Raw genomic sequence first — 10,302 nt, forward strand, 5'->3', positions numbered from 1 at the left:
ACATATCAAGCCACTGAGGCGCCATGTTCAATCGATGGGCGAACAGGTGGCTGTACCGAGACCGGGCTGAGGACATACGATGTCGCGCATTGCCTATGTGAACGGAGCCTATGTGCCGCACGCCGTGGCGGGCGTGCATGTGGAGGATCGCGGCTACCAGTTCGGCGACGGCGTCTATGAAGTCTGCGAGGTGCGCGGCGGGCATATGGTGGATGAGCGCCGCCATATGGAGCGGCTGGTGCGCTCGCTCGGCGAACTGCGCATCCGCCTGCCCATGTCGCTTGCCGCGCTCGGGGTGGTGCTGCGCCAGACCATCGCCCGCAACCGGGTGCGCGACGGCCTCGTCTATCTGCAGGTGACGCGCGGCGTCGCCCGGCGCGACCATTATTTCCCCGATCCGGCGACACCGCCCTCCATCGTCGTCACCGCCCGCGCGATCGACCCCGCCAAGGGTGACGCGGCGGCGGAGCAGGGGATCGGCGTCATCACCGTGCCGGACAATCGCTGGGAGCGGGTCGACATCAAGACCGTCGGCCTGCTGCCCAATGTTCTCGCCAAGGAGGCGGCCAAGCAGGCCGGCGCGCGCGAAGCCTGGTTCGTCGATGCCGGCGGCCATGTCACCGAGGGCGGCTCGACCAATGCCTGGATCGTCACGCCGGAGGGGCGGCTGGTCACCCGCCCGGCGGAGGCTGGCATTCTACGCGGCATCACCCGCACGGTGATGTTCGAAGTGGCGGCCGAGCTGCAATTGCGCATCGAGGAGCGCCCGTTCACCGTGGCGGAAGCGCTGGGCGCGCGCGAGGCACTCGTCACCTCGGCCACCAACTTCGCCACCCCGGTGGTGCGAATCGACGGGCAGGCCATCGGCGACGGCCGGCCCGGCCCGGTGGCCCGCGCCCTGCGCGCCAACTACCACCGGCTTGCCGAAATCGCCCGCTGACGCAGGTAATTCTGCCCGCCCGCCCGGCCGGCGGGTGCGGAAAGACCTTGCCAAGGGGAACCAACTTGGCGAAAGCATCTTGCGCGCCAGACATGCTATGCCATGTTTGGGGCGCACGTCTTTGTGCTTGACCGCTCCCGGACGGGGCGCAAAGCGCAGGACGACCGCGCCGACCTACGAGCAACAACAAACAAACGGATCAAAAAACCATGGCCGCGGAACGTTCGCAGAACCTCCAGGACACCTTTCTCAATCACGTCCGCAAGAACAAGACGCCGCTCACCATCTTCCTGGTCAATGGCGTGAAGCTGCAGGGAGTCGTCACCTGGTTCGATAATTTCTGCGTGCTGCTGCGCCGCGACGGCCATTCGCAGCTGGTCTACAAGCACGCGATCTCGACCATCATGCCCGGCCATCCGGTTCAGCTGTTCGAACCCGATGAGACCGGCGAGAAGGGCTGATCTTGGAGTTCAAGGCCTCCCGCACGTCGCCCGCCGGTCGCGCCGCCGGCCTGCCTGTCGAGCATGAAACCGAGGGCGACGCGACCCGCGTTGTGGTAATCGTTCCCCATCTGACCCGTCGCGGGGCAGGGGAGGAAGGCGTGCGCCGCTCGCCCGAGGCGCGGCTCGACGAGGCGGTCGGTCTGGTGCTCGCCATCGACCTGAAGCTGGTCGGCAGCGCGCTGGTCGGCCTGTCGCAGGTGCGTCCGGCCACCTATCTCGGCAGCGGCAAGGTCGAGGAAATCGCCGGCCTGGTGAAGGCGGAGGAGGCAGGGCTGGTCTTTGTCGACGCCCCGCTCAGCCCGGTGCAGCAGCGCAACCTCGAAAAGGCGTGGTCGGCCAAGGTGATCGACCGCACCGCGCTCATTCTGGAAATCTTCGGCCAGCGTGCCCGCACCAAGGAAGGTGTGCTTCAGGTCGAACTCGCCCATCTCAACTATCAGCGCAGCCGGCTGGTGCGCTCCTGGACGCATCTGGAGCGCCAGCGCGGCGGCTTCGGCTTTCTCGGCGGTCCCGGCGAGACGCAGATCGAAGCCGACCGCCGGCTGATCGGCGAACGCATCGTCAAGATCGAGCGCGAGCTGGAGCAGGTGAAGCGCACCCGCGCCCTGCACCGCGCCAGCCGCAAGAAAGTGCCCTATCCCGTCGTGGCGCTGGTCGGCTACACCAATGCCGGCAAGTCGACCCTGTTCAACCGGCTGACCCGCGCCGAGGTCATGGCGCAGGACCTTCTGTTCGCCACGCTCGACCCGACCTTGCGGGCGGTGCAGCTGCCCACCGGCGACAAGGTGATCCTGTCCGACACGGTCGGTTTCATCTCCGATCTGCCGACCCAGCTTGTCGCCGCCTTCCGCGCGACGCTGGAAGAGGTGATCGAGGCCGATCTCATCCTGCATGTGCGCGACATGGCGCATGAGGACGCGGACGCGCAGGCGCATGATGTGAAGAGCGTGCTGGCCGATCTCGACATCGACCCGGAAGACGATCATCGCGTCATCGAGGTGTGGAACAAGATCGACCGGCTGGAGCCGGAGGCGAGGGCAGGGCTGTTCAACGCCGCCGCCCGCCGCGAGGGCGATGCCCGCCCGATCCCGGTCTCCGCGCTCACCGGCGAGGGCATGGAGCCGCTGCTCGCCACCATCTCGCAGCGCCTCTCACGCGAGCGGGTGAGCCTCGCCGTCGATCTCGACGCCGCCGATGGCGGCAATCTCAGCTGGCTCTACCGCCACAGCGAGGTGCTGGAGCGGCGTGAGGACGCGGAAGGGCGGCTGCACCTCGCGGTCCGCGTGCCGCCGGACCGTGCCGAGCAGATCGAGCGCCGCTTCGGCGCGCGGCGGATCCGGGGCTGAGGCGCCACGACCGATCATCCTCCCGGACGGCCGAAGGCCGATGTGAGAGCCGCGAAGGGCATGCGATCCCGGCTCTGCGCCGCGCTTTGGCCGGCATGACGAAGGCGGGGAAGGCGGGCAGGGGCAGGCCACCTACCCCGCCGCCCTACGCCTTCGGCGCCGCCGTCTTCGCCTCCTGCCACAGCGCTTCCATCTCATCGAGGCTGGCCTCAGCCGACGTCCGCCCGGCGTCCGCCAGCCGGTCCTCGATATGGGCGAAGCGGCGGGTGAACTTCTCGTTGGTGCCGCGCAGCGCCGCCTCTGGGTCGACATCGAGGTGCCGGGCGAGATTTGCCAGCGCGAACAGCAGGTCGCCGACTTCTTCTCCCGCCGCCTTGCGGTCTCCCGAGGCGATCTCGGCTTCCACCTCGTCGATCTCCTCGCGGATCTTGTCGAGCACCGGCTGCACCTCCGGCCAGTCGAAGCCGACCTTCGCCGCCTTGTCCTGCAGCTTCACCGCCCGGGTGAGGGCAGGGGCGCCGGCGGGCACCCCGTCCAGCGTGCGGCCCTGCCCCGGCTCCGGCGGCAGACCCCGCGCCGCCCGCCGCGCCGCGCGCCGCGCCTTCTCCTCGAACTTGATGGCGTCCCACGCCGCATTCACCGCCGCCACGTCGCGCCCGCGCGCGTCGCCGAACACATGCGGGTGGCGGCGGATCATCTTGGCGGTGATCGCCTCGACCACGGCGCCGAAATCGAAGGCGCCGCGTTCCTGCGCCAGCCGGGCGTGGAACACCACCTGCAGCAGCAGGTCGCCCAGCTCGTCGCAGAGATCGTCGAGATCGCCGCGGACGATGGCATCGGCCACCTCATAGGCTTCCTTGATCGTGTAGGGCGCGATCGTGTCGAAGTCCTGTGCGAGGTCCCAGGGGCAGCCGGTCTCCGGCGTGCGCAGCGCCGCCATGATCTCCAGCAGGCGCTCAATGTCGCGGGAGGGCGCCAAATCCGCATCGGGACGATTCGCAGAAGACATATTATGGAAAACGTTCTCGTGGGCGAGGGAGGTCGCGTGGGTGAGAAAGGCACGTTAAATGGCTGTCAGAACGTGATTTTCATGCCGTCATAGGCAGCAACCACGCCTTCCGGCAGTTCACGCGACAGCGTGGCGTAGTCGAGATCGGTGTGCAGATTGGTCAGCACGGCGCGGCGCGGCTTCATGCGCTCGATCCAGGCCAGCGCCTCGCTCAGCGACAGATGCGTCGGGTGCGGCTTGGGCCGCAGCGCGTCGATGATCCACACATCGAGGTCGGCGAGATAAGGCAGGCTGTCCTCCGGCAGGTCGTGCAAATCGCTGGAATAAGCCAGCCCGCCGATGCGGAAGCCATAGGAGATGATGTTGCCGTGGTACTGGCGGTATGCCTGCGCCTCGACCGTCCCGCCGGGACCTGAGACCCGGATGGTGTCGCCGGCGTGGAAGCGATGCTCGGTGAGGATCGGGGGGTAGTCGCTGCCCGGCGGCGTTTCGAAGCAATAGCCGAAGCGCTGGTGCAGCATCGCCGAGGTCTCGGGGTCGACATGCACGTCGATGCGGCGGCGGTTGAGGATGGTCAGTGGGCGCAGATCGTCGATGCCGTGGGTGTGGTCGGCATGCTCATGGGTGAACAGCACGGCGTCGAGCCGGTCGACCCCGGCGTCGATCAGCTGCTCGCGCAGATCCGGCGAGGTGTCGATCAGCACCCGCGTCGGCCGTTCGGCGCCGTCGTCAAGGCGCTCGACCAGCATGGAGCAGCGGCGGCGGCGGTTGCGCGGTTCGTTCGGGTCGCACACGCCCCAGCCCTGCCCGACTCGCGGCACCCCGCCGGAGGAGCCGCAGCCGAGAATGGTGAAGGTCAGCGCCATGGGGAGCGGAAGCCTCTAGGATGCGCGGGAGAACAGGCGGAAGAAGTTCTGCGTCGTCAGCGCGGCGATCTCATCGAAGGAAACGCCGCGCGCCTCAGCCAGTATATGGGCGGTCTCGACGACATAGGAAGGCTCGTTGCGCTTGCCGCGCCGGCTGTTGGGCGCGAGATAGGGCGCGTCCGTCTCCACCAGCACCCGGTCGGCCGGCAGGCTGGCAGCGATCTCGCGCAGCGGCGCGCCGGATTTGAAGGTGAGGATGCCGGAGAAGGAGACATAGCCACCCAGCGCCACGGCGCGGCGGGCGAGGTCCGGCCCGGCGGTGAAGCAATGCAGCACGAAGTCGAAGGCGCCCTTCCCGCTTTCCTCTTCGAGGATCGCCGCCACATCCGCGTCGGCGTCGCGGGCGTGGATCACCAGCGGCAGGCCGGTGCGCCGCGCCGCCTCGATATGCCGGCGAAAACCGGCCGCCTGCGCGTCGCGCGGCGCGGTGTCGTAGTGATAATCGAGCCCGGCCTCGCCGATGGCGACCACTTTGGGATGGTCCGCGGCGGCCAGAATCTCGTCCAGAGTCACATCCGCTTCCTCGCCGGCATTGTGCGGGTGGGTGCCGACCGAGCAGAACACATCCTCGAAACGGTCGGCGATCGCCCTCACCTCGCCCGAGCGGCGCACCCGCGTGCCGATGGTGACCATGCGGCCGACGCCGGCCGCGCGGGCCCGCGCGACCACGTCGTCGAGTTCCGCGGCGAAGTCCGGGAAGTCGAGATGGCAATGGCTGTCGACGATCATGAGGCGGCCGGCGCCTCGGGCTCGACATAGCGCGGGAATACCCCGACCGGCGCCGGCAGCACGGTGCCGCCCGCGAGCCGACCGGCCGCGCCGAGGCTGGCGAAGCTGCGCGCCTCTTCGGGAATCGCCAGCAGGTCCAGCAGCTTGCCTGCACTTGTGGGGATGAAGGGTTGCGCCAGCAGCGCCACCTGCCGCACCACTTCCGCCGTCGTCCACAGCACGGTGCCGAAGCGCTCCGGGTCGGACTTGCGCAGTTCCCACGGCGCGGCACCGGCGAAATAGCGGTTGGCGTCCGCCACCACCGACCAGATGGCGGCCAGCGCGTTATGGATCTGCTGGCCGTCCATCGCCTCGCGCACCTTGGCGCCCATGGCGTCGGCGGCCGCGAGAATCGTCGCGTCGTCCTCGGCGAGCGGGCCGGGGGCCGGCAGCGCGCCGCCCAGATTCTTGGCGATCATCGACAGCGAGCGCTGGGCGAGATTGCCGAGGTCGTTGGCGAGGTCGGCATTGGTGCGGGCGACGATGGCCTCGTGGCTGTAGGAGCCGTCCTGGCCGAAGGGAATCTCGCGCAGCAGGAAATAGCGCAGCGCATCGACGCCATAGGCGCGGGCGAGGTCGAACGGGTCGATCACATTGCCGACCGACTTCGACATCTTCTCCCCGCGATTATGGATGAAGCCATGCGCGAACACGGTTTTCGGCGGCTCAATCCCTGCCGACATCAGGAAGGCCGGCCAGTACACCGCGTGGAAGCGGATGATGTCCTTGCCGATGATGTGCAGGTTCGCCGGCCAATAGCGCTTGAAGCTGGCGCTTTCCGTGTCGGGATAGCCGACGCCGGTGATGTAGTTGGTGAGCGCGTCCACCCACACATACATCACATGGTCCGGGTCGCCCGGCACCGGAATGCCCCAGGAGAAGGTGGTGCGGCTGATGGAGAGGTCCTGCAGCCCGCCGCGTACGAAGCTCGTCACCTCGTTGCGGCGCACCTCGGGGCGGATGAAGTCCGGGTGGGCGTCGTAATAGTCGAGCAGCTTCTGCTGATAGGCGGAGAGGCGGAAGAAATAGCTCTTCTCCTCCGTCCATTCCACCGGCGTACCCTGCGGGCCGAGCCGCACGCCATCGGGGTTCACACTGGTTTCGTCCTCGGCGTAATAGGCCTCGTCGCGCACCGAATACCAGCCGGAATAGGCGCCGAGATAGATGTCGCCGCTCTCCACCATGCGCTGCCAGATCGCCTGGCTGGCGGCGATGTGGTCCTCGTCCGTTGTGCGGATAAAGCGGTCATAATCGACGCCGAGCAGCGCATCCATTTCCTGGAAGCGGGTGGCGTTCTTCGTCGCCCATTCCAGCGGCGTGAGACCCTGCTTCTCCGCCGTCTGCGCCATCTTCAGCCCGTGCTCGTCGGTGCCGGTCAGGAAGAAGACATCAAAGCCGTCGAGCTTCTTGAAGCGTGCCAGCGCGTCCGAGGCGATCTTCTCATAGGCGTGGCCGATATGCGGCGCGCCGTTGGGGTAGTCGATCGCGGTGGTGATGTAGAAGGCGGGTCTCACGGCGGTATCCTGCGGAGCGACCAGCGCGCGATCAGGGGCGCAGAGCCTCGTTGAGCGACGCGAAGATCCGGAAGACGAGGGTCTTGCGGTCGAGGTTGTAGACATCGGCGTCGACCGCAGCGCGGCGAACCTTCTCCCACACCTCCGGGAGGCGTGCAAGACGAACGCTGGCGGTCTGGCGGCGGCCGGTGGCATGGTCGCTGATCCAGCCCTCCACCGTGCCGACAAAACTCTGGAAGGCCCCTCCCCGGTCGCCGGTGAGCTTCTCGCCCAGCGCGTGCAGCGATTTGGGGTCGACATGGGGCAGGGCGTCGAGCAGCACGCGGGTGGCGTTGCGCACGGCGAGGCCGTCGCCCTCCATCAGCGTCAGCGCCTCGCGCACGCTGCCGCCCGAGGCTTCCGCCGCTTCCGTGAAGCGGCTGCGGTCGAGGCCGGGCATGTGGGCGCTCAGGCCTTCCAGCACCTCCACCACCTGCCCTTCCGCGAGCGCGCGCAGCGGCACCATGCGGCAGCGCGAGCGGATGGTGGGCAGCAGCCGGCCCGGCGCATGGCTCACCAGCAGGAACAGCGCCCGGTTCGGCGGCTCCTCCAGCGTCTTCAGCAGCGCATTGGCGCCCTGCGCGTTCATTTCGTCCAGCGTGTCGACGACGCAGACCCGCCAGCCGCCGAGCGCCGCCGTGGAGCCGAAGAAGCTGCGCACCCGGCGCACCTGTTCGGCCGGAATCATCGACGGCAGCTTGCCGGTGTCGTTGGGCGTGCGCCGCAGCACCATCAGGTCCGGATGGGACAGCGCCGCCACCTGCCGCGCGGCCGGATGGGTGGGGTCGACGGCGAGGGAATGCGCCGGCGCGGCGCCGCCGGAAAGCACGAAGCGGGCGATGGCATAGGCGAGCGTCGCCTTGCCGATTCCTTCCGCCCCGCCGATCAGCAGTGCATGCGGCAGCCGCCCGGCGTCCCAGGCGGTGCGTACCATCGCCTGCGCCTCCTCATGGCCGACGAGATGCGTGCTCTCGCGCGGCGCCGGCGCGGTGCCGAAGCGGTCGCCTTCCAGCGGGGGCGCGTCCTTCATGTCCGCCGCCTCCGGCGCGGGGCGGGCAGCTTCAGGCGGGTGGAAACCGCCTGCCAGATGGCCTCCTCCACAGCTTCGGGCGTGCCGCTGGCATCGATCAGCACGCAGCGCGCCGGCTCGTCTGCTGCCAGCGCGCGAAACGCCTCGCGCAAGGCGCAGTGAAAGGCCAGCCCCTCGCTCTCGAAACGGTCGGCGCCCTGGCCGGAGCGGGCGGCGGCGCGGGCCAGCCCCTCCTCCGCCGGCAGGTCGAGAATCAGCGTCAGGTCCGGGCGCGTCTCGCCCACCGTCACCTGTTCCAGCGCCGCGATCAGCCGCGGATCGACATTGCCGAGCGCGCCCTGATAGACGCGGGTGGAATCGGCGAAACGGTCGCACACCACCCATACGCCGCGGGCGAGCGCCGGGCGGATGGTGGCGTCGAGATGGTCGGCGCGGGCGGCCGCGAACAGGGTCGCCTCGGCGAGCGGCCCCAGCGGCTTGGCGGCGCCCGACAGGATCAGATGGCGCATGATCTCCGCGCCGGTGGAACCGCCCGGCTCGCGCGTGCCGACGGCGTCGATGCCCGCCGCCCGCAGCCGCTCCAACAGCCGGAGGACCTGAGTCGACTTGCCGGCCCCCTCCCCGCCCTCCAGCGTGATGAAGCGCCCAGTGGCCGGTGCCGTGGCTTTGGCGGCGCGGGTGGAAGCCTTGCGCGCGGCCGGCGCCTTCTTCGCCTTTGGCGCGGCGGGGGCGGGCTTGGCGGCAGAAATGTCCTTCGCCGTCTTCGGCTTCGTCGTACGACGGGGCTTGACGGGCGGCTTGGCCGGCAGATTGGCCGGCGGCTTCTCCGTGCTGTCGGCGGAATCGGGCGCGTGCGGGGGCGTGCGGGTCGGCATGCTCAGCCGGTAATCTTGGCGTAGCCCTGGCGCAGCAGGCTCACCATCAGTTCATAGGCACCGTCCATCGCCCGGCGCCACAGCGGCCCGGCGGGCACGGTCTCGGCGGCGACGAGCGGCACTTCCAGCGACAGTTGCTCGCCGCGATAGACCATGAGCCGCGCCAGCACCTCGCCCTTCTCCACCGGCGCCGGGATGGGCCCCTCGAAGCGGATGCGCGCCACCAGCTTCTCGTCGCCATTGCGTGGAATCAGCACCCGGATCGGCGTGTCGCTGGTGAGCGGGGCACCGTTGCGCTCGCCGCCATAAAGCGTCGCCTCGCCAACGATCTGCCCGGCCTCGAACAGGGTGCGCGATTCGAAGGAGCGGAAGCCCCATTCCAGCAGCTTGCGGGCATCCTCGGCCCGCTCCTTCTCGCTCTTGGCGCCCATGATGACGACGACGAGCCGCTGCCCGTTCTGGATCGCCGAGCCGACGAGATTGAACCCGGCATCCTTCTGGTAGCCGGTCATGAAGCCATCCGCGCCCAGACTCATGCCGAGCAGCGGGTTGCGGTTGTTCTGGCGGATCTTGTTCCAAAGGAAATCCGGCTCGCTATAGATCTTATACAGGTCCGGGTAGTCGCGGATGATGTGAATGGCGACCTTCGCCATGTCGCGTGGCGTGGTCTTCTGGTCGGGATCGGCGAGACCGCTGGCGTTGACGAAGGCCGATCCGGTAAGGCCAAGGCGCTTGGCCTCCTGGTTCATCTTCCCCGTAAAGGCGAGTTCGTTGCCGGAAATGCCTTCCGCCAGCACGATCGCCCCGTCATTGCCGGAGGGGATGATCGCCCCTCGCAGCAGGTCGCTGACCTTGATCATGCTGTTGACGGCCGCGAACATGGTGGAGCCGCCCGACGGGGCACCTCCCCGCCGCCAGGCATATTCGCTCACCTTGAATTCCTGATCCGGCGACAGCCGGCCGGAGGTGATCTCGCCGAACACCACGGCCATGGTCATCAGCTTGGTGATGCTGGCGGGCGCGCTCGACGTGTCGGCGGCGCGCTCGAACAGCACCGAACCGCTGTCATAGTCGAGCAGGATCGCCTGCGGCGCTGCGATGTCAGGCGCGGTCTGCGCCGAAGCGGGGGAAAAGCCGGCGGCAAGGAGGAGCGCGGCCAGAAGGGTGGCGGCGATTGTGCCGCCCGCATGTCCGCCGGTCGCAGGTCCGCTTTGGACGGGATGGCGGCGCGGGAACAGGATGCGCAACAGCTTCACGGTCGGTCCTCCCCGGCTCCGGGCAGAGTTAACAGCCGGAGGTCGCCACCGCAATGCGACAGCGACGCCGGCTTTGCCGGAACGCAGGCGCCTGGA

10 protein-coding genes are annotated in these 10,302 nt (G+C 68.7%); 3 read left to right on the forward strand and 7 right to left on the reverse strand.

The features are described 5' to 3' along the window. Positions 1-79: 79 nt before the first annotated feature. From ACO07Z_RS22710 to hflX, 3 genes are all read left to right on the forward strand, one after another. Positions 80-940 (forward strand): D-amino-acid transaminase, encoded by an 861-nt coding sequence (locus ACO07Z_RS22710; RefSeq protein WP_421700760.1) that lies wholly within the window; start codon positions 80-82, stop codon positions 938-940. Between the two features lie 209 nt (positions 941-1,149). Beyond that, positions 1,150-1,401: an RNA chaperone Hfq gene (hfq, locus tag ACO07Z_RS22715; protein ID WP_013166585.1), complete on the forward strand. Its 252-nt coding sequence runs from the start codon at positions 1,150-1,152 to the stop codon at positions 1,399-1,401. Next, entirely contained in the window at positions 1,398-2,789 is a 1,392-nt protein-coding gene (gene hflX / locus ACO07Z_RS22720) for a GTPase HflX (RefSeq protein WP_421700867.1), read from the forward strand. The genes hfq and hflX overlap by 4 nt, the downstream gene beginning before the upstream one ends. A 145-nt stretch (positions 2,790-2,934) precedes the next feature. On the opposite strand, the gene mazG is transcribed toward hflX, so the two are convergent. The 7 genes from mazG to ACO07Z_RS22755 form a co-directional block, all read right to left on the reverse strand. Continuing rightward, the gene (gene mazG, locus ACO07Z_RS22725) at positions 2,935-3,768 is read right to left on the reverse strand and encodes a nucleoside triphosphate pyrophosphohydrolase (protein WP_421700761.1); all 834 of its coding nucleotides are present in this window, start codon (positions 3,766-3,768) and stop codon (positions 2,935-2,937) included. A 95-nt stretch (positions 3,769-3,863) separates the two neighbouring features. Then, entirely contained in the window at positions 3,864-4,664 is an 801-nt protein-coding gene (locus ACO07Z_RS22730) for an MBL fold metallo-hydrolase (RefSeq protein WP_421700762.1), read from the reverse strand. Positions 4,665-4,679: 15 nt separating this feature from the next. After that, positions 4,680-5,453: a TatD family hydrolase gene (locus tag ACO07Z_RS22735; protein ID WP_421700763.1), complete on the reverse strand. Its 774-nt coding sequence runs from the start codon at positions 5,451-5,453 to the stop codon at positions 4,680-4,682. Further along, entirely contained in the window at positions 5,450-7,006 is a 1,557-nt protein-coding gene (gene metG, locus ACO07Z_RS22740; RefSeq protein WP_421700764.1) for a methionine--tRNA ligase, read from the reverse strand. Before metG ends, ACO07Z_RS22735 begins: the two co-directional genes overlap by 4 nt. Before the next feature lie 31 nt (positions 7,007-7,037). Beyond that, a complete protein-coding gene (locus tag ACO07Z_RS22745) occupies positions 7,038-8,075 on the reverse strand; it encodes a DNA polymerase III subunit delta' (RefSeq protein WP_421700765.1) in 1,038 nt (345 codons plus the stop codon). Next, on the reverse strand, positions 8,072-8,713 hold the full coding sequence (gene tmk / locus ACO07Z_RS22750) for a dTMP kinase (protein WP_421700868.1): 642 nt from the start codon (positions 8,711-8,713) through the stop codon (positions 8,072-8,074). Before tmk ends, ACO07Z_RS22745 begins: the two co-directional genes overlap by 4 nt. Positions 8,714-8,952: 239 nt before the next feature. Then, positions 8,953-10,206, reverse strand: a complete 1,254-nt coding sequence (locus ACO07Z_RS22755; protein ID WP_421700766.1) for a D-alanyl-D-alanine carboxypeptidase family protein — start codon at positions 10,204-10,206, stop codon at positions 8,953-8,955. Positions 10,207-10,302 lie beyond the last annotated feature (96 nt).

The sequence above is a fragment of the Ancylobacter sp. genome (genome assembly GCF_965229075.1).
In the GTDB taxonomy this organism is placed as follows: Bacteria; Pseudomonadota; Alphaproteobacteria; order Rhizobiales; family Xanthobacteraceae; genus Ancylobacter.